A 19,310-nucleotide genomic window follows, 5' to 3' on the forward strand; every position below is an offset into this window, starting at 1 on the left:
ATGCAAAATATCGTCATTAAAAGGATTGTTGTGGATTTCTCTGCAAATTTATTACCAATCACATTCCCACAAATGACGTGAGCGAAGAGCAACAACTAGAAGAGCTGATCAATCAAACCTTGGATGGAACCCTTTCTGCAATACCAGTCTACATGCAGGAAATAGAGCAAAACAAGGCAGAACTACACGTAGAAAATGTACGTGAATTTGTATTTGGAGTGATAATGGGCATGTCGCTAGGAATGGCAAGCACGGCTATTGCTGCCATGAGAAACGGAATGCCATCAGAAGAAGACCAAATCAAGGTGCGCGACATTGTTTATTCTAAAATTCCACAAATCCGCGAGAGGATCTATAGTTGAATTTTTCACCCAAAGAAAAAAAATTCCTACACGCAATCGAGGAGGCAAGATTTGCAACCGTAAACGGCACAATTCCTCACGTCAAGCCAGTGTCGTTTATTTTCCATGATGATTCATTTTATCTTGCAACCGATTACAAAACCCGAACATACAAGAATGTAGCAAAAAACCCAAAGGCAGCAATATCAATTGATGTTTACAAGCCAGGAGGACACAAGGCAGTTCTGGCACAAGGAAAAATCAAAATCATAGAACATGGTCCTGAATTTAAAAAAATATATGAAAAATTTTTTGAAAAATTTGAGTGGGTTCGACGTGATCCGTGGAAAGAAGACGAGGCTCCGTTTTTGAAGCTAATCCCAACAACCAAGACTTCTTGGGGATTATCATAAGATTTTTCAATCCCGATTACAAACTTGTATCATGGCAGACAAGATAAAATGCTCACACATTTTGGTTGAAAAACAAAGTCAGGCACTTGCCGTACTAGAACGACTAAAAAAAGGAGAAAAATTTGCAGACCTGGCAAAAGAACTCTCGCTAGATACTGGATGTGGAAAACGCGGGGGGGATCTTGGTTACTTTGGGCGCGGAAGAATGGTCAAGCCATTTGAGGCGACTGCATTTGCATTGACAGTAGGCCAAGTATCAGAGCCTGTAAAGACAGAGTTTGGCTATCACATAATCAAGCGATTTGCCTAAAAGTACGCGTCAAGGCCTGCCGGTGTATTTTCTGACTGCTTTTGTAGGTCTTTTGTGAGTCTCTCGCCCATGGTTTGAGCGGACTTCATCTTTCGCTGCCCAACCCAGTAATATGCCTCATCTATTGTTCCCTTGGCAATTAGCACTGTCAGGTTTCCAGCAGATTTTCTTCCGGTTCGACCCTTTCTCTGCACAAATCTGATAGAGCTTGGAACATTGTCAAAGAAAATGACATCATTTACCTCTGAAATGTCAAGGCCTTCTTCACCCACACGAGTTGCAATCAATACCTGATATTTTCCGTCTCGGAATTTTTGCACCGTTTCTACCTGTTGTTTTTGTTTGAGGCCTGTCTCACCTGCCTTGCCAATCAAAAATCCGGCAGACACTCCAAGATTCACCAGCTTGTCGTGTATGATCTCAACAGAATCCCGGTAGCTTGTAAACACGATTGCGCGGCCTGACAACCCTTTGATGATTTCGGCAAGCTTGACAATTTTGCTATGCTCTATTCCTTTTTTCTGTGCATCTTTGGCATATGCCAGTGCACGAATAAAATTAGAATCATTCTCAAACAGATCCTTTATTCCTACTCCCTTCTTTTCTCGTGTTCTATCACAGAATCTCAAAAATGACGTCACTCCATGAGATTCCAAAATGTTCAGGGCATAGTGCAGTCGTATTGCAGTAAACAGCGGTTTTGCCGCCCGCCTGTTTTGCCGTATCACAAAATCCCTGGCTCGCAATAATTGCGACAGTGAAACATTGGCAGACAACCGCAATCCGCATTTTGTTAATTCATGGTGTCGCACTTCCAAAGCTTTTCTCAGGTAGAATTGGACTTCTTTCATTTCTTGAGGTAGGTCAACTTTGACCCAGTTTGTGTTTGTTTTCTGTATGTGTGGCGCAACATCAGGGCTGTCTTCTGTTTTTTGTGCAACATTTGCAATACGCAACGTTGTGATGATTTCCGTTGCCTTGTCTTTTTCAGCAGGGAGAGTGGCAGTCATGCCCATAATGCGCACGTTTTTGCCTGCAAATCTTTGCGCTATGCCAGAATACGCATAGTCACCTATGGTGCGGTGCGCCTCATCAAATATCACCAAAGAAAACTGGTCTACTGATACTATTCCTCTGTCTAGATCATTTTTTGTAATTTCTGGCGTGGCGCAAATGACAGAGTTTGCCCAGGATTTCTTTCGTTTTGCTAGCGTGTCTTCGCCTGTCAACAATCCAATATCATCCAGATTCAAATTATTTTTTAGAAATTCATAATGCTGGTTTGTCAAGACACGAGTTGGTGCCAAAAACAAAACTCCGCCAGTACCACGAGACAAGTATTCTGCTATTACTTGTAATGCCACCGTGGTCTTGCCAAGGCCTGTGGGCAATACGATCAAACAGTTCTCAGATTTTGCCTGATTTGCCAGTGAGACCTGGTATTCGCGGGACTCGACTTGGTTTGGCTTGATGAATTTATGAGTAATGTATTCTGTCAAACAACAATGATTTTGCGATCTTTGAATTTTATAGTTTCGAGTCACTAAATGCAATCCAGAGGTTAATTCTGAATGAAACAATGGATCGACCTAAATATTGAATTATCGCACCATGATTCATGTGTGCAAGCTTTGAGCGCCCTAGCTGGGATGAATACTTTATGCTACAGGCAGAGCTTGCCAAGCTTCGATCCAACTGCATGACGCGCCAAGTTGGAGCAGTAATTGTTAGAAATAATCGCCAAATCGCAACAGGATACAACGGAACGCCGCCAGGCGTAAAGAATTGTTTTGAGGGAGGATGCAAGCGGTGCCAGCTTAGGATGGAAGGCAAAATCGAATCCGGCGCATCACTTGATAGATGTCTGTGTAACCATGCAGAGGCAAATGCGATAATGCACTGTGCCATAATGGGAATAGAGGCAGGAACCAAGGACGCTACGCTATACACGACGTTTGTTCCGTGCCTGGAATGCTCCAAGATGGCAATCACCATAGGTGTAAAAAGAATAGTGTGCTTGGATACATACCCGGAAACGGATTATGACCTAATGAATGATGCAGGAATTGAAATCATAAGATTGGACAAAAAAAAGGTTCAACGCTGGGCATCCACATTACTAGATGAGCCAAAGCGGTAATGGATAATGCAAGTACAAGAACAGACACTAAAAACACTTGGCCCATCACTTTTGGTTTCAGCAACATATGACAACCAAAAACAAGCAGCAATTCTGAAATTCTATGATCCGCAATCACAAAAAGTGATTTTATGGGCAGATGAAATTGGCCATAAACCATATTGTTACTCTAAATTACATCCAGAGGAGCTATCGTTTCTTAACAACAGAAAAGACATCATAAAGATAGAGTCTGTCAAAAGAAAAGACTTTCTCAAGGACAAAGAATCCGAAGTATCAAAAATCATAGTGACTGATCCTCTGGCAATTGGCGGAACCCAGACAGACAAGAGCATTCGAAACATCATAGAAACATGGGAGTCTGACATCAAATATTACGAAAACTATCTGTATGATCGAGGACTAATTGTAGGAAGATTCTACGAGATCAAAGACGGCAAAATACTCCCTCATGACTTTGAGGTAACAGAAGATGTTGCACTTGCAATGAAGAGCCTACTATTGGATGTAAACACTGCAAAGGGAATTGTAAACACAAAGGAGTTTCAGGAATATATTTCCCAGTGGGCAGAGCTACTCAACCAACCAATTCCAAAAATAAAACGACTCAGCATAGATATTGAAGTAGAATCTGAAATTGGAAGAATACCAGACCCAAAGATAGCTGAAAAGAGAATCACTGCAGTTGGATTTGAAGGAACGGACGGACTACGACAGATCTTTGTGTTACGCAAGGATGGCTCAACTGATGGTAAAAACGAGCTTCCAGAAGGAGTCAAAGCGACATTTTACGCACAAAATAACGAAAAGAAAATGATAGAGGACACGTTTAGAATAATTGCAGAATATCCCTTTGTCATAACGTACAACGGTGATGAATTTGACATGCCATATTTGTACAACAGGGCAGAAAGGCTTGGCATCAAAAATTCCGACAACCCACTATACATGATGCGAGATTCTGCCACACTAAAGCATGGAGTTCACATTGACTTGTATAGGACAATGTCGAATAGATCATTTCAGATCTATGCATTCTCTCACAAGTATACTGATTTTTCACTAAACAGTGTATCTATGGCATTACTCGGTGAGTCAAAGCTTGACTATGGGGTAGATCTGGACCAGCTGACAAACTACCAGCTTGCCAGCTATTGTTACAATGATTCTCGCATTACATACAAGCTTACAAGCTTTAACAATGATCTGCTGATGAACCTTCTTGTTGTAATATCAAGAATTGCAAGAATGCCAATTGACGATATTGCAAGAATGGGAGTATCACAGTGGATTCGAAGTCTGCTATATTATGAGCACAGACAGCGAAATGCGCTAATTCCAAGGCGCGAAGAACTGGACGCAAAGTCTCAGGGAGTAATGAATGATGCAGTAATCAAGGACAAAAAATATCGTGGAGGACTAGTAATAGATCCTGTTGAGGGGATTCACTTTAATGTCACAGTAATGGACTTTGCTTGCTTTGATGACAAAACCGAGATATTGACAGTTGATGGATGGAAAACATACAACACATTAAAGAAAGGAGACATTGCATTATCTGTCAATTTAAGGACGAATATTGTAGAAAATGACCCCATAAAAGACGTATTTAGGTATAATTACAAAGGTAAGATATTCAGAATAAAAACACCAAGAAAATTAGATTTTGTTTTTACACCCAACCACAGAGTCATCTACAATGCAAAGGTCGGTGGCAATAAATGGAAATGGAATAAAAAACTACAGGTTGAAGAAATACAAAAAATCAACAGATATCACATCGCATTACCATGTTTTGGCGAATGGGTAGGAAAAGAAGGAGAAAAAATAAAAATCAGTAATTTTGTTTTTGAGACCAAATTATGGTTTGAATTTCTTGGTAGATTTCTAGGTGATGGATACCTAAGCAACAGATCTATTCACATATATGAAAACATAAAAAATCGAGATAAAATAAACAATCTCTGCAGCATAATTACAAAGCTAGGTTTTATACCAAAAAAAACCATAATTGCAAAAAAACACAGTATCACCATATCCATACACAATTCGCGTCTTGTTGAATCATTACGTGATCTTTTAGATGGAAAAACACACAGTAAAGATCGTCACATACCAGTCGAATACCTCGATTATTCAATCAAATACCTACAATGTTTGCTAAAAGGACTAATGGATTCTGATGGAAGTACAACTAAAGAGGGAGATAAAACATACTCCACAATTAACAAAAACCTTGCCGATAGTTTTCAACTGTTGGCATTAAAATGTGGATACAATTGTTCAATAAACAAAAGAATCAGTAATGGATTCGGAAAAAAGACTCGTTATTACTTATGTGTGTTGTCTGGATTTAGACAAAAAAAATCCTCGTTTGTAGTATCAAAACAACACCACCACATCACCACAAAACAATATGATGGAAAAATATGGTGTGCTAGTACAAAAAATACAACATTAATCATTAGACGAAACGGCAGGGTCATAGTGACCGGAAATTCACTGTACCCAAGCATAATCAAGGTTAGAAATATTTCATACGAAACCGTCAGATGTGTTCACGACGAATGTAAAAAAAATATCATACCAGATACAAATCACTGGGCATGCACAAAACGAAATGGACTGACATCTATGTTGATTGGTTCTCTTCGTGATCTTCGCGTGAATTATTATAAAAATTTAGCAAAAAATGCAAAGACGTTAGAACAAAAAGAACAATACACAGTAGTCAGTCAAGCACTTAAGGTAATTCTCAATGCAAGCTATGGGGTCATGGGTGCAGAGATTTTTCCATTGTATTTTCTTCCAGCAGCTGAAGCTACAACTGCAGTCGGCAGATACATAATTGTAGAGACAATTAAAGAATGTAAAACAGTTGGAATAGAAGTTTTGTACGGAGACACAGACAGTATTTTCAATAAAAACCCAACACGTGAGCAAATTCAAAAAGTAATTGAATACATCAAGAAAGAATATGGTGTTGATCTTGAAATCGACAAGGAATATCGATACGTTGTGTTAAGTAACAGAAAGAAAAACTATCTTGGAGTAACAAAAGATGGCAAAGTGGATGTCAAGGGACTGACTGGCAAAAAATCCCATACGCCGCCATTTATCAGAAATTTATTTACCGAAATATTGAGCATACTGTCAAAGGTACAGACTGCCCAAGATTTCGAGGCGGCAAAAAAAGAGATCAGCCAAAAAATCTCAACATGTGCAACCAAGGTTAAGGAAAGAAAGATTCCAATTCCAGAACTTGCATTCAATGTCATGATAAGCAAAGCTCCATCAGAATACGACAAAACCATCCCGCAGCACATTCGAGCAGCCAAACTGCTAGAACAGCAACGTGAGATAAAGCGTGGTGATATCATATCCTATGTGAAAATACTTAACAAACCAGGCGTAAAACCCGTAGAAATGGCGCGCCCTGACGAGATTGATTCTGAAAAATATATGGAATTCATGGAATCCACATTGGATCAAATCACATCATCGATGGATTTGGATTTTGACAGCATGGTTGGCAAACCAAAACAAACTGGCCTGGACCAATTTTTCTGGAATTAGATATATCTAGCTGCTGTGATTTCCGCACAACACTTGCCTTAACAGCACGCCAGCATGAATACCATACAATGAATACATACGTCAAGAACCGACGACTTCATTCACGCAGAGGAGTAGCCCCAGTCATTGCTACGCTGTTGCTAGTTGCAATAGCAGTGGTAGGCGGAGCAATCGTCTTTGCGTACTCGCAAAACTTCTTTAGCTCATCACAGCTGAGCGGAAGACCAACAATTGAGGCAGTCAAGATTCTTGGTTATGATGCAAGAGCAATCCCAACAATTGTCAATCAAAATGGCGTTGCATTTACAACTGCAGGAGGAGATGCTGATGCACTAAAAGAAGTAGACGAAGAGATAGCAGTCTATGTCAAAAATGATTCTGTCCAATCTATCACTATAGGTGAATTAAGATTTGGAGGCCAGACATACACGTATACTACCAATCCAGCAACACTAGGAGCTTTAACTGCAGGACAATATACCATTGCGGGAAGCGGTGCCGGTGACGGTATCATAAACAATCCCGTTGCAGAAGTTCTACCTGGGCAAACACTCAGTGTAGTTGTAGCACTTAGCGAAGACATGAAGTCAGGACGAGACACACAATTCAAGATTACCACTACCAACGGAGCCGTATTCGTAGGCACCGTTGTGATAGGACAACAGAGTGGTTAATCCTCTCTTTTTCTTTTTATGGAGGCACAAAAAATGATAAAAACCTCTGAAAAAGCCTTTTTGATTTTATCAATAATGTTCATCATGTTGTCTGGAAACCTTGTCATGGTTTCCGCACAGCAAGAAAACTCTAATCTAATTTTAAGAATTGACATAAGCCCATCAAGCATAGAACAAACACAAGATGTGCACAAAATAGGCCATGTTTGGCTTGAAAACAAATTGGGAAATCCAATCGCACTTCCTAATGATATTGTGATAAACTTGGAATCTGACAATTCTCAAATAATCTCAATTCCACAGACAATTACAATTCCAGCAAACTCTGAGCATGCTGTTTTTGATCTATCTAGTACTGGAATCAAAGGACAGGCAAAGATCTTTGCCTCGTATGGTGATCAGACCGTGTTTGATACAGTATTTGTCGGCGACAGAGATGTTGACATTACAAATGACTTGCATTTGGTGATTAATTTGCCAACATCTGAGATGAATGTAAACTCGCAGATGCCATTTTCGCTATATCTGGAAAATTCCGAAGGCGTTGTAGCACAGGCGCCATTTGACATACCAGTATCAATAGAATATGAAGACAGCCTGGTGACTGTTGAATCACATGATCTAATCATCAAAAAAGGAAATAGCTATGTTTGGGGCACAATAACTACAAAAGACAAAGTAGGTAACGCGTTTGTTCGAGCATCATCGGACAAGCTAGGTGCCGACGAGGCAAAAGAAATCAAGATTTCATCGTCTGCACCGGCATCACTTGCAGTAAATATCTTCCCAGAGCAAATCCCGGCAACGTTAACACGTGATATTGAAATCATTGTAAGCCTCATTGATTCTGATGGCTTACCGACGCTTGCACAACAAGACATCAAGTTGGAATTCTTCTCAGATGATATATCGGTGGATAATCAGCTGGACAAAAAAATCAAAGAGCAAAGCCTTGATGGCCTCATAAGAAAAGGCGAATTTAGTTATCACTTTAGTCCTAGTCTTGATTTTTTCAAAGAAAATCAAACCATAACAATTGGCGCCTCTACTAAGGGCTTGGGCGTAGCTACAGACACATTTGATACAGTAAAGCCAATTACCACCACCAATCCTGTGGCAGAAAACAAGACCATGGCAATATTTACACTAGGCCAAATCCCGACCAAATCGCAAGCTGTCGTGGTATACCAGATAGGAATGCTGGCAGAAAAGGAAGACGATGAAGAGACTGGAACCATAACAACCGAAGAAGAGGAAGAACGGGTCTTTTTCCCGTTGATAATAAATGAAAACTATGGTTCTACTGGCAGCCAACAAAAGATAAACATCATTTCCAGCAACGAGCTTTTGCTCAAAGTACTGGATGCCGGTTTGATTACTGCAGCATCATCCCATGGAACCGCAATAATACAGACAGGCCAAGAGACAGGCCAAGTCTCTGTATCGTCCACCATAAAGGGAATTGGATCTGCCACCACCACAACTGAGACAATAAACACATTACGACAAGAACAAACAATGCTGTTTTCACCAACAGGTGCAAATTCTATCTTATTTGATAATAATGGCAGGTTTGATTTCTTTGTGATATCACTTGATACCAAGGGAAGGCCGACTCAGGTGGAAAACCAGATCCGATACCTGATAACACCAATTAATGAGATAGTCGCAATAGAAAAACCAAATACATTTGCACACGTAAATTTCCAAGGGAGCACAATCCAGTCTGAAGATGAAGGCACTATGATAATCAAGACAGTGCCAATCGGAGAATCGGCAGATGTTAGGCTGGAGGCACAAAACACATTCACAAAAGAGCCCACTGCCAAGCTTACACTTGCTGTACCGCACCAAACAATGAATCCTGATGAGTCATACTCTGGCATAATTCAAGTAGTGGATTTTAATGACAATCCTGCTGTACTCAAAAGTGATCTTAGGGTAAAGCTAGACACAACAGAGCTAGGCATATTGCAGATGCCAGAAAACGTCATAATCCCAACAGGCAAGTCTTTTGTGGAATTTCCGCTTGGTACTACTGATAAAATTGGAAGCACCATGATCTTGGCAAGTGGAAAGGGAATTGTAAGTGATGATTATGATGTTGAGGTAAAGACACTAGCAACAAAGCTCAAGATAAGCATTGGAAGCGTTGAGGAACCCGTGCAGCTAGAGACGCCGACAGAGCTTAAAATCTACGTTGATGATGAAACCCAAAGTGCAGTAAGTGGCGCTACGATCAAGGTGATATCGACAGACTCTTCCATTATGCCGGATGTCATAACAACTGATTCTAGTGGAACTGCAACAATTCAATTCAATCCAAAGACTGCGCCCAAGATATCACTGGAGATCTTGGCCACTGCGGAGGGATACTCTGAGGATTCAAAGAAAATCGACTTTGATGTAAGCGGAACAGTAGAGGATACCAGAACAGAGCTTCCACCTTGGATAATTTATGGTGCAATAGGGGGAATTGTTGCAATTGGCGGCGGTGTTTTTGCATTTTTGCGCAAGCCAAAGAAACAACAGGATGAAGACGAAATCTACGAATAGCTATATTGGGAATCTGCCGCACATCCTGCAGAATCTAGAGTTTTCCTCTATCATACCACGACAGTCTGGACAAAAATTATCATGAGACTGCTTTAGAGTGTGGTATTTTTTGAAAATCTCATAGTAATGCATGGATTCCTTGGTTCTGATGGTTACGTTGTCGCTTGACTTGATTTTTCTTGCCTTTTCAAAGAATACGTCATCTGGAATTGCCCAATCAAAGAATCCTGTCAATCCTTGGGTTCCGGCGCCTTCCTGCATGGGGGATTTTTGGCGCCACACTATGCTGTTTGGAATTGTATTTTCAAAGGTCTTTCTTAGGATGAATTTGCCGTATTTTTTGTCATCATGCGTCCCTACTAGGTCGCCTGGTGACAGACCGCTTGCAAATTCCACTACATCCTGATGGCAAAACGGTGATTCGACTGTCACTCCAAGTGCCTTTCCTATTTTTTGTGATGGAAAATGCATGATTTTTGCAATTCTTGCTAGGTCTTTTTTTAATTCGTCGTCTGATTTTGACATTAGAAAATTATATCCCGCAAAGAGCTCGTCTGCACCGTCACCTGTTATTATTTTGTCAAATCCCTGTTTTTTTACCTCAGATATTGCCAAGTATGGCACCACATTGTTTCGAATTTCAATGTCGTTGAAATTGCCTAGGATCTTAATTGTCTGCTCTATTGCGTCAAGGATCTGCAAGATATCGTACATGTATGTGGATAACGGCAATCCGAACTCCTTTGCCGCCATTTGTGAATATGTCAGATCATGTGCAATGTGATCCTTTGATATTATGACAAGGCAGTCTGGCTTTTTTTCCTTGAGCAGATATGCAAGAATTGTGCTGTCTAATCCACCAGACAGTGCCAAGTGTTTTGCTGTACAGGAATTTGCTGCATTGTATAACAGCTCAAAAATCTTTTGCATTGTGTTGTTGTGTAAAAAAATCAATTAAGGTTTTTGCGATTAGCTGAAGCTAGTTTTGATTCAACAATTCTTGATTAGAAATTTTGTAAAATTCATTGTTAACTTTAAATAGATTAAACAAGGACTTTTGCATAATGTTACTTCCTGCCGAAATAGAATCAAAGACGCTGATTCCAGCACTGCGTGCAATCTTGGCAAAAAAGCTTGCCGAGGACCACAAAGTTCGAGAAGACGAAATATCAAAAATGCTTGGAGTAACACAGGCGGCAATAAGCAACTACATCCGTGGAACGCGCGGTGATCCAAAACTAATCGAAAAACTAGTCTCTGACAAGCAAGTATCTGAGATGATAAACGAGCTTTCCGACAGACTGTCATCAGATATGGCATATACGCCATCAAGCCTGGCAAAATTCATCAGCCTTTGCAATTACATCAAATCTAGTCTGTTGATCTGCGAGATTCACCACAAACTAGAATCAAACATTGATGAGGCAATCTGCAAGGAATGTGAAAACATGCTGCTAAAGGGCCCAGGCTCTGTATACTAGGTCTTTGAAATAGAAATTTCTATTGTGGATAGCATCCTTTTGCCAAACTCGCTTTCCGAGTCCAGCTTGATGTGGTCCAGCTTGCAGGAATTATGAAGCATTTTTTCCACTATGATATTTGCAATGGCAACTGCGGCCGGTATGTTGAGTCCTTTTGCAAGCAAGACTGCCTTGCCATGTTTATTTATGATAGTAAATACATCAAGTGCGGATGGCATTATTGGATCGTTTCTTACAAAATACGTGTATGGAGGATGTTGGGCGATCTGTTTTGTTTCTTCCATACTAATCATTCAGTCTCTCCCAAAAATTAATTCTATTAAGTTTTGTCGACGATTCATCCACTAGTTAAAATAATCAATTGGGATGTTTTGGTAATCCCCGTTTGGCAATCTTCTTTTAATGACAATTGGTATTGCGTAATCGTCAAGCTCTTTTAGTGCAATGTCTAGTGAGGTTCTGGCGTCTGCTGGAATCTCGATGAATGGCGGTGCTCCCTGTGATAATTGTAATGCGCGTGCGCCCAAAATTCTCGCCTTTTCAAATCTGGTCAGGTTTGGTGGTCCTATTGCTATCTTGCCTTTGCCTGCAAGCGGGATTTCTGTTATTTCGTGGACTGGGTCTATGTCGATGATTTCGCGAGTTTCCATTGCCTTGATTTTTTTGTCCAGTTCTGCTCGCTCGTCGTCTGTTAGCTCTTTGGTCTCGAAAATCTTCTTGTATGCGTTGATGGCATCCTCCATCGTGGTGTCTTCTGCCATCTCTTCGCCAGCTGGTCTGACAAATTCAGGTTCTTCCTCTATTTCTTCTGGAGCTTCAATCTCAACTTCTTCAGGATCCGACAAGTGAAAAAACTCTCTAATGCGGTTATATATTCCAATTCGCGCAATCTGGTGTATTGAGCGCAGGTACAGTATCGACAACTAGGATGATTCTGGAGATCAGGGGCAAATCAAAGCTAGACTGCGAGCTGAAAAGACACCTCTCCCCAAAAACAGTTGGAATAATCATGAGATCCCTGCCGCTTGATGGCAATGCGCACTTTATGGGCCAAAACATTGTCTATTTTGAAACAAAGGTAAATTCTGGAATAGAGCGACAGAAAAAGGAATTCAAAAAAGGCGACATTGCTTTTACTCCTGCGGGCTCTAGCATCTGTTTGTTTGTGTCCGATGTTGTCACATCAAAGCCACTAACGCCAATTGGGAAAATTCTCACAAATGTTGATGCGCTAAAAGATGTAACGTCTGGCGATGTGATTTCGCTGTATCTAGGCTGACTGGTAAATCCAGTGCCCTGAAAATCCGCCTGCTCGCTTTACTGCTCCCTTTTTGAGCAAGCCGACAAGGCATGCGTTTGCAGCAGAGATCTTGACTCCTGTCTGCTTTGCTAGTTCTTGGATGGTAAGATAATTGTTTGATTTTATGAGCTTGAGTGCTTGGTCTTCGGCTAGAATAACTGTGATTTCGGCTTTTCTTTCTGTCTTTTCTCCCTTTTTGTCTTTCTTGTCTTTTTTGCCTCCAGCATCTTTTGCCTTGGAGTCATCTTGCGATTTTTCCATGGCTGCTGCTCCCTTTTTCTTTGCTCCGCCCATGTGTCTTGTGCAAAATACTCCATTTATAAACGATAGAGCACATGATTGCAAAAATATTATCCGTACGAAAAAAACACACTAGTCTTACTATACAATAGTATAACAAGTCAAATTATAATGGCCAGAAGGTACATCAACCGTAATACCAAGGAGCATTTTAAGCGACTTGCAAGTTATGATGATTCCCCAAAGCATGTTACGGAAAAGGGGCCTGCCATTCCAGAATTTGACGAGACACTAAAGCCAAAGAGAATAATCTATCTCAAGGATATGGAATCTCATCCAAGTACGTTTGAGGATGTGGTCAATGAAAAGATTACCGATCTGTGCAATGTAGCAGAGGAGACAAGCCAATACATAAAACAGGTCAATGACCATCTGGACAAGCAAAAGATCAAAATAGAAGAGCTCAAAAAGCTGCAAAAAACCTACGAATCTCAGATGCGCAGCCTTGAAGGAAAGTCTGAAAATTAAATTCTTCCGTGCTTGCTTAGTGCGATTGCCATCTGTGATGAATCAAACGGTTTTAGGATATAATCAATTGCACCTGCTCGCATCGCGTCCTGTACAATGTGGATTTTTCCAGTGGATGAGACCATTACTACTTTGGCGTTTGGGTCTAGCTTTTTTATTGCGCGCAAAGCCTGGATTCCGTCTGCCTTTGGCATCAAAATATCCATTGTAACCAGGGTTGGATGGAATTCTTTGTATTTTATTACTGCCTCTATTCCGTCTCCTGCTTCTATGATTTTGTTGGAAAGATGATTTTGCTCAACTATGGTTCTAATGGCTCGCCTTGTAAATGGGGAATCATCCACTATCATAATTGATGGCTCGTAATCTTCGCTCATTTTAGATCCGCCAGTGCATGTAACACGTTTGATTTGTTGAGGATTCCAATCATTTCTCCGTCCTTTTGTACTCCTATAGAGTCGATTTTCTCATCTAGGAGCAGTTTTGCGGCATCGCGCATTGTGTAGTTTGAGGGTATTGTGATTAGCCCCTCAGTCATTATTTCACCAGTTATCTGCGCACCGACAAACCCTGACTCTGACCATAATCCGTCATCGTCGGAATAGTTGGAATCGTGGACTATGCTGAGCTTGTCCGTCGCTAAGCTTGTCCTGAAAATGTCGCCATTTGTTATGATTCCAAGCGGATTGTTGTTGTCTGTGACTACAACTCTGGATATATCACAGGTGATCATCTTTTTGAGAATCTCGTGAATTTTAGAGTGGTGCGGCGCTGCAAAAAAGCTCACCGTCATGTAATCAGAGACCTTGGATGTGCCCGGATCTGTGGCGACAAAATAATTGATCAAATCGCTTTTAGTCACAATTCCTTCGAGCCTGTCCTTGGAGCCAATTCCAAGTGAGCTTATCTTGTTTATCATCATCATCTGTGCTGCCTGCTTGCATGTCATTGTATCCACGACAAAGCAAATCTGGTTCATTATTTCCGATGCATAGATCTCATCTAGTTTTCTTTTACTCCTGTCAATGTACAAAAATCGAATAATGTCCTTGTCGCTAATTACGCCTACCGGCTTTTGGCCATTATTTACAAAGATCTTGCTTATCTTGTTTGCGACCATGTGAAATATTGCGTCCTGCATGGTCTGGTTTTCCTGAACCATGATGACATCAGTGCTTTTTATCTCCGATATGGTGTCCTCCTGCTCTGCGCGTAACATCTATTCTAATTGGGCAATTTGGAAATTTTATCTCCCAGTTAGTTTGTTTCAAACAAACATCAAGTCCAACTATAAATAATATAAGTCCGCAGAAAACCCATGGGAATTGTATCCAAAGGCGCAAAGTGCAATGTTGATGGATGCTCCAACGATGGGGCTCGCTCTTTGAACTCATCCAAGGTGGAAAACGCTGGACTGCGACTCAACACGTCTGCAAAAAAGGCAATCCTGTGCAAGGAGCACTATAAGGAATGGAAAAAAGAAACCAAAGACGACCGCGACCTGGAGCGAGCTAGATTCGATAGATTCTAGTATTTTTAATTTTGAACTGTTTTTTGTTTATTCTGTCTTTGTGATGTGCAACTGGATTCTGATTTCAATAATGTTATAATGATTATTGTGATGTGTATGATACAATGAAAATCATCGACATGACAAATCCAGACAGAATAAACCGAGATCCCGATGACGTAATTGTGCTAGTCGAGTCGGGAAATTTCAAAGAACAAGGATTTGTGATAAAAAAAATCACACTGCGCCTATTTGTCGAAAAAAACGACACAAAACTAGGCAACTATTCCTTGATTACCTCTCTTGTGGAAACGGATCAAGGGGATGTGGAGATGATCTACGATGAGGGGTATAGGGGAGAAAACGCACTGAACCGTGCTGCAAGTTTTTTGATGAATAATCTTGGATTATCCAGCATAATACTTCGCTCTGTGATTGCGTTGCAATCCAAAAGCTAGATGTTCATCTCTGATAATTGTCGATTTTATTATTAATCAATAAATTATAGTACAATAAATGGCAGACAAAATACAAAAAATTCTGGTGCCGCTGGATGGCTCTGATAACTCGCTTCGCGGCCTCAGACACGCAATCACTGTTGCGCAACCGACGGGTGCTACAATAACCGGGCTGTATGTTGTGAACATACATCCAAAAGAGGTAATACGATTCAATCCGCAGCAGAGAAAAAAGGAAATCTCTTTTGCGGAACGAGTGATTGCAGAGGCAACAAACCTGGCGGCAAGGTCTGGCGTGAATTTCAAGCCAAAGACAGACTCGGGCAATCCTGCGGAAAAGATAACAAAGATGGCAAACGACGGCGACTATGATCTTGTAGTGATTGGCTCGCGCGGCAGAGGGGCAAGAAAAGAGATGTTCCTTGGAAGCGTTTCCAATCATGTCTTGCACAAAGCAGATGCACCAGTAATGATAGTCAAATAGATCGCGACACTTTCTTTTTTGTCGTAACACTTAATTCAATAACGCAGAGTTCTTCACATTATGCGAATACTACAGCTACACTGCGACAGTATAGAGTACAATCCTACTAAAAAAGAGATAAAATCGGCAGAAGAAATCACACCAGAACCAAAAAGACTAGAAGAGGTAGTTGTGGTATTTGTAGCAATAGAAAACGGCGATGATTCCGAAATTGCGCAAAAGGCAATATCTGAAATAAAAACCAGCATGGGCAAAGTTGGCTGCAAAAAGTTACTGCTATACCCATATGCACATTTATCGTCAAATTTGGCAGCACCAAGTACTGCACTATCATTACTAAAGGAAATGGAGTCTCTTGCATCTGATCTAGAAGTGTCGCACGCCCCGTTTGGCTGGACAAAATCATACAATGTCAAGGTAAAGGGACACCCACTGGCAGAGAGCTCCAAGGTGTTTTCCAAGGATGTTGCACCTCATGATCACGGACATGTACACGATGATGAGGGCCAGGCATCCGAGGCTCTAAAGTCAGAATCTAAAATCAAATCATTTTGGTATATTTTATCACCAGACGGTACCATGACAGAGGTTGACAAGTTTAACTTTGCAAAACATGAAAAACTCGAAATCTTGGCAAAATACGAGGCTGCCAAGAAAAGGGCAGTAGACGAGCCACCACCACACGTCAAGCTTATGAAGAAAATGGCAATAGCTGACTACGAGCCGGCGTCCGACTCGGGCAACATGAGGTTTTATCCAAACGGCCGACTAATCAAGTCCTTACTGGAGCGATTCGTCACAGACCAGGTAAAGGAATATGGCGGCCTCGAAGTAGAGACGCCAATCATGTATGATTCACACCACCCAAGCATGGAGAGCTACTTTAACCGCTTCCCGGCACGACAATACAATATCAACACGGAAGGCAAGCAACTCTTTTTGAGATTTGCAGCATGCTTTGGCCAGTTCCTAATGGCAAACGACTTTCAAATATCATACAAGAACATGCCGATGAAGCTGTACGAGCTTACCCGGTATAGCTTCAGAAGGGAGCAATCAGGGGAGCTGGTTGGACTGCGAAGACTGCGAGCATTTACTATGCCTGACTGCCATGCATTCTGTACCGACATTCCTCAGGCAATAGAGGAATTCCGAAAGCGATTTGACCTGTCTCGAAATGTCCTCAAAGAAGTAGGAATCGACGACTCTGATTATGAGATGGCAATCAGGTTCACGGAGGAATTTTACAATGAGAACAAGGCCTACATTGAGGAGCTGGTCAGAAAGATGGGAAAACCAGTGCTGGTAGAGATGTGGAAGGAGCGATTTTTCTATTTTGTGCTAAAATGGGAATTCAACTATGTGGATAATTTGGGAAAGGCTTCTGCATTGTCCACTGACCAGATAGATGTGGAAAACGGCGCTCGCTATGGAATTCGATACTTTGATGAATCCAACACTCCACACCATCCCATAATACTGCACAACTCGCCAAGCGGCGCAATAGAGCGAGTAATCTATGCGTTATTGGAAAAAGCCGCACTGGACCAAAAGGAGGGAAGAAAGGCGCAATTTCCACTGTGGCTTGCCCCAACACAGGTCAGAATAATACCACTCAAGGATGAATTTGTCAAATATTGCGACGACCTAGCAGACAGGCTCAGCTCATCAGATATTCGCGTCGACATTGATGACCGAAATGAGACACTTGGCAAGAGAATTCGCGAATCCGAAACAGAATGGATCCAGTACACATTGGTAATAGGAGAAAAAGAAATCGGCAAGGCAAATCTGTCCATACGTGACAGAAAGACAGGAAATGTCAGGGAATTATCATTTGAGGAGTTTGTCTCTGAGATAAAAGATCAAACCAAAGGCAAGCCCTTTACAAAACTAAACCTGCCAAGGTACTTATCGAAAAGACCGCAGATAATGGTCTGATTCGTGTCTGTTTGGATCGAACACAGGTTACTAAATTAACGCTAGATGTGAATTTCATAATGTGAACATCTTGGTTGCCGAAGACAGTGTTGCGTACGGAGTATTGTACCAAGAGATATTCCAGTCCAAGGGACATACAGTCCGGCTCACATTTGATGGGCAAGAATGCCTATCGGAATATTGCGCAAGACCCACATCATATGACATGGTTATTCTGGACTATAGCATGCCAAAGATGAACGGATTGGAGGCTGCCAAAGAAATCTTTGCCAAAAACAAAAACCAAAACATTTGTTTTATTAGCAGCTTCGGCGATGAGCTGGAATCAAAGCTTGCCGATCTTGAATGGGGCAACAGAGTCCACTTTGTCGAAAAGCCATTCAGCTCTGCCAGTCTGGTAAAAAAAGTAGAAAGACAATTCAAAGAGTCCGGCCACAAGGTCATAGCATAGTATATTTTCTAGTGATTTTCTGAAAATACAATGAGCTATCTGGACTTGTATCTTAACAAGGACCCGCTGATTATCAGTCCAGGCGATGCTAAAACTCCGGTTGCCACTGTTTATGGAATTCCTTTTGATTCAACGCATTCTTACAAGCCGGGGTGCAGGTTTGGCCCTGACGCAATCCGCAAGGCCTTTAACAATATAGAGATTTTCCACCCAGACTTGGGAGTTGACCTGGAAGGCGTGGCAATAGAAGACTTGGGAAACGCAATGCACACTGCAAATGTAGAAGAAATGCTGGATATGGTTGGCAAACTCACCGCAGAGCTTACAAAAAAAGATAGGTTGCTGATTATTCTGGGAGGCGAGCACTCGCTGACCTATGGCACATACATGAATGTTCCAAAGGAAACTGGCTATATCGTATTTGATGCGCACTATGACCTGCGAGACGGATATGCGGGAGAGGAATATTCCCATGCATCATACCTGAGAAGAGTGGTGGAGAAAAAAGGCGCAGACAAGATAATCCATGTTGGTGCGCGCTCTTTTGTAAAAGAAGAGCTTGCATTTCTAAAAGAAAACAAGATTCGCACCATTACTGACAGAGATATTCGAGAGGGTAAAGGCCCAAAGATGGTCAAGGACGCACTCTCTACATTTGACAAGACCTATGTCAGTGTGGATTTGGACGTGTTGGATCCTGCGTTTGCCCCCGGCGTTGGCAACCCAGAGGCAGTAGGAATTACATCACGCGAACTATTTGACATGATATATTCAATGCAGGATCGAAAAATCTCCGTTCTGGACGTGGTGGAACTAAATCCGACATATGACAATGGCGCTACGGCATCGCTTGCAGCCAAGCTGTTATCTACCATGGTTGCCATGAATTTTAAATAGAATCGGAAAT

General features: G+C 41.4%; 23 protein-coding genes. 16 read left to right on the forward strand and 7 right to left on the reverse strand.

Going from position 1 to position 19,310, the window contains the following annotated elements; translation table 11 throughout:
* The first annotated feature begins 77 nt into the window (after positions 1-77).
* From NAQ_RS02035 to NAQ_RS02045, 3 genes are read left to right on the forward strand one after another with little or no spacing between them, the layout of a single operon-like run.
* The gene (locus NAQ_RS02035) at positions 78-362 is read left to right on the forward strand and encodes a hypothetical protein (RefSeq protein ID WP_100182014.1); all 285 of its coding nucleotides are present in this window, start codon (positions 78-80) and stop codon (positions 360-362) included.
* On the forward strand, positions 359-754 hold the full coding sequence (locus tag NAQ_RS02040; protein ID WP_100182015.1) for a pyridoxamine 5'-phosphate oxidase family protein: 396 nt from the start codon (positions 359-361) through the stop codon (positions 752-754). The genes NAQ_RS02035 and NAQ_RS02040 overlap by 4 nt, the downstream gene beginning before the upstream one ends.
* Before the next feature lie 31 nt (positions 755-785).
* Positions 786-1,064 carry a peptidylprolyl isomerase gene (locus tag NAQ_RS02045; RefSeq protein ID WP_100182016.1) on the forward strand — a complete coding sequence of 93 codons (279 nt, stop codon included), beginning with the start codon at positions 786-788 and terminating at the stop codon, positions 1,062-1,064.
* Here the strand turns inward: NAQ_RS02045 and NAQ_RS02050 are convergent.
* Positions 1,061-2,563, reverse strand: a complete 1,503-nt coding sequence (locus NAQ_RS02050; RefSeq protein WP_100182017.1) for a DEAD/DEAH box helicase — start codon at positions 2,561-2,563, stop codon at positions 1,061-1,063. The two genes, NAQ_RS02045 and NAQ_RS02050, sit on opposite strands and share 4 nt — an antisense overlap.
* Before the next feature lie 119 nt (positions 2,564-2,682).
* Between NAQ_RS02050 and NAQ_RS02055 the strand changes: the two genes are divergently transcribed.
* The 4 genes from NAQ_RS02055 to NAQ_RS02070 all read left to right on the forward strand — a co-directional run bounded on the left by NAQ_RS02055 (position 2,683) and on the right by NAQ_RS02070 (position 10,010).
* Entirely contained in the window at positions 2,683-3,204 is a 522-nt protein-coding gene (locus tag NAQ_RS02055; RefSeq protein WP_100182018.1) for a deoxycytidylate deaminase, read from the forward strand.
* Between the two features lie 6 nt (positions 3,205-3,210).
* The gene (locus NAQ_RS09995) at positions 3,211-6,780 is read left to right on the forward strand and encodes a DNA polymerase domain-containing protein (protein WP_162858576.1); all 3,570 of its coding nucleotides are present in this window, start codon (positions 3,211-3,213) and stop codon (positions 6,778-6,780) included.
* A 68-nt stretch (positions 6,781-6,848) separates the two neighbouring features.
* Positions 6,849-7,454 carry an archaellin/type IV pilin N-terminal domain-containing protein gene (locus NAQ_RS02065; protein WP_100182019.1) on the forward strand — a complete coding sequence of 202 codons (606 nt, stop codon included), beginning with the start codon at positions 6,849-6,851 and terminating at the stop codon, positions 7,452-7,454.
* Between the two features lie 33 nt (positions 7,455-7,487).
* Complete coding sequence (locus NAQ_RS02070) at positions 7,488-10,010, forward strand: hypothetical protein (protein ID WP_162858577.1); 2,523 nt, start codon at positions 7,488-7,490, stop codon at positions 10,008-10,010.
* Here the strand turns inward: NAQ_RS02070 and NAQ_RS02075 are convergent, their stop codons facing one another.
* Positions 10,011-10,940 (reverse strand): asparagine synthase C-terminal domain-containing protein, encoded by a 930-nt coding sequence (locus tag NAQ_RS02075; RefSeq protein WP_100183396.1) that lies wholly within the window; start codon positions 10,938-10,940, stop codon positions 10,011-10,013.
* Between the two features lie 134 nt (positions 10,941-11,074).
* Here NAQ_RS02075 and NAQ_RS02080 point away from each other — a divergent pair, with 134 nt between their 5' ends.
* A complete protein-coding gene (locus NAQ_RS02080) occupies positions 11,075-11,491 on the forward strand; it encodes a transcriptional regulator (RefSeq protein WP_100182021.1) in 417 nt (138 codons plus the stop codon).
* On the opposite strand, the gene NAQ_RS02085 is transcribed toward NAQ_RS02080, so the two are convergent.
* Together NAQ_RS02085 and NAQ_RS02090 are read right to left on the reverse strand one after the other, a co-directional pair.
* On the reverse strand, positions 11,488-11,775 hold the full coding sequence (locus NAQ_RS02085) for a DNA-binding protein (protein ID WP_162858578.1): 288 nt from the start codon (positions 11,773-11,775) through the stop codon (positions 11,488-11,490). The two genes, NAQ_RS02080 and NAQ_RS02085, sit on opposite strands and share 4 nt — an antisense overlap.
* A 60-nt stretch (positions 11,776-11,835) precedes the next feature.
* Entirely contained in the window at positions 11,836-12,336 is a 501-nt protein-coding gene (locus tag NAQ_RS02090) for a DNA-directed RNA polymerase subunit K (protein WP_245871667.1), read from the reverse strand.
* A 53-nt stretch (positions 12,337-12,389) separates the two neighbouring features.
* On the opposite strand from NAQ_RS02090, the gene NAQ_RS02095 reads away from it, so the two are divergent.
* The gene (locus NAQ_RS02095; RefSeq protein ID WP_245871669.1) at positions 12,390-12,770 is read left to right on the forward strand and encodes a cyclophilin-like fold protein; all 381 of its coding nucleotides are present in this window, start codon (positions 12,390-12,392) and stop codon (positions 12,768-12,770) included.
* Here NAQ_RS02095 and NAQ_RS02100 read toward each other — a convergent pair.
* Positions 12,762-13,085 carry a MarR family transcriptional regulator gene (locus tag NAQ_RS02100; protein ID WP_100182023.1) on the reverse strand — a complete coding sequence of 108 codons (324 nt, stop codon included), beginning with the start codon at positions 13,083-13,085 and terminating at the stop codon, positions 12,762-12,764. The two genes, NAQ_RS02095 and NAQ_RS02100, sit on opposite strands and share 9 nt — an antisense overlap.
* Positions 13,086-13,202: 117 nt before the next feature.
* Between NAQ_RS02100 and NAQ_RS02105 the strand changes: the two genes are divergently transcribed.
* Positions 13,203-13,559, forward strand: a complete 357-nt coding sequence (locus NAQ_RS02105) for a hypothetical protein (RefSeq protein ID WP_162858579.1) — start codon at positions 13,203-13,205, stop codon at positions 13,557-13,559.
* Here the strand turns inward: NAQ_RS02105 and NAQ_RS02110 are convergent.
* Together NAQ_RS02110 and NAQ_RS02115 are read right to left on the reverse strand one after the other, a co-directional pair.
* The gene (locus NAQ_RS02110) at positions 13,556-13,936 is read right to left on the reverse strand and encodes a response regulator (protein WP_100182025.1); all 381 of its coding nucleotides are present in this window, start codon (positions 13,934-13,936) and stop codon (positions 13,556-13,558) included. The two genes, NAQ_RS02105 and NAQ_RS02110, sit on opposite strands and share 4 nt — an antisense overlap.
* Positions 13,933-14,778 (reverse strand): CBS domain-containing protein, encoded by an 846-nt coding sequence (locus NAQ_RS02115; RefSeq protein WP_100182026.1) that lies wholly within the window; start codon positions 14,776-14,778, stop codon positions 13,933-13,935. Before NAQ_RS02115 ends, NAQ_RS02110 begins: the two co-directional genes overlap by 4 nt.
* Before the next feature lie 99 nt (positions 14,779-14,877).
* Here NAQ_RS02115 and NAQ_RS02120 point away from each other — a divergent pair, with 99 nt between their 5' ends.
* The 6 genes from NAQ_RS02120 to speB all read left to right on the forward strand — a co-directional run bounded on the left by NAQ_RS02120 (position 14,878) and on the right by speB (position 19,300).
* Complete coding sequence (locus NAQ_RS02120) at positions 14,878-15,090, forward strand: hypothetical protein (protein ID WP_100182027.1); 213 nt, start codon at positions 14,878-14,880, stop codon at positions 15,088-15,090.
* Between the two features lie 104 nt (positions 15,091-15,194).
* Positions 15,195-15,527: a hypothetical protein gene (locus NAQ_RS02125; protein WP_100182028.1), complete on the forward strand. Its 333-nt coding sequence runs from the start codon at positions 15,195-15,197 to the stop codon at positions 15,525-15,527.
* Positions 15,528-15,585: 58 nt separating this feature from the next.
* A complete protein-coding gene (locus NAQ_RS02130; RefSeq protein ID WP_100182029.1) occupies positions 15,586-16,011 on the forward strand; it encodes a universal stress protein in 426 nt (141 codons plus the stop codon).
* A 60-nt stretch (positions 16,012-16,071) separates the two neighbouring features.
* On the forward strand, positions 16,072-17,952 hold the full coding sequence (locus NAQ_RS02135; protein ID WP_100182030.1) for a threonine--tRNA ligase: 1,881 nt from the start codon (positions 16,072-16,074) through the stop codon (positions 17,950-17,952).
* 61 nt (positions 17,953-18,013) lie between these two features.
* Entirely contained in the window at positions 18,014-18,403 is a 390-nt protein-coding gene (locus tag NAQ_RS02140; protein ID WP_162858580.1) for a response regulator, read from the forward strand.
* A 30-nt stretch (positions 18,404-18,433) separates the two neighbouring features.
* Positions 18,434-19,300 carry an agmatinase gene (speB, locus tag NAQ_RS02145; RefSeq protein WP_100182032.1) on the forward strand — a complete coding sequence of 289 codons (867 nt, stop codon included), beginning with the start codon at positions 18,434-18,436 and terminating at the stop codon, positions 19,298-19,300.
* Positions 19,301-19,310: the final 10 nt, after the last annotated feature.

Origin of the sequence: Candidatus Nitrosotenuis aquarius, assembly GCF_002787055.1 — an archaeon.
GTDB classification, from domain to species: domain Archaea; phylum Thermoproteota; class Nitrososphaeria; order Nitrososphaerales; family Nitrosopumilaceae; genus Nitrosotenuis; species Nitrosotenuis aquarius.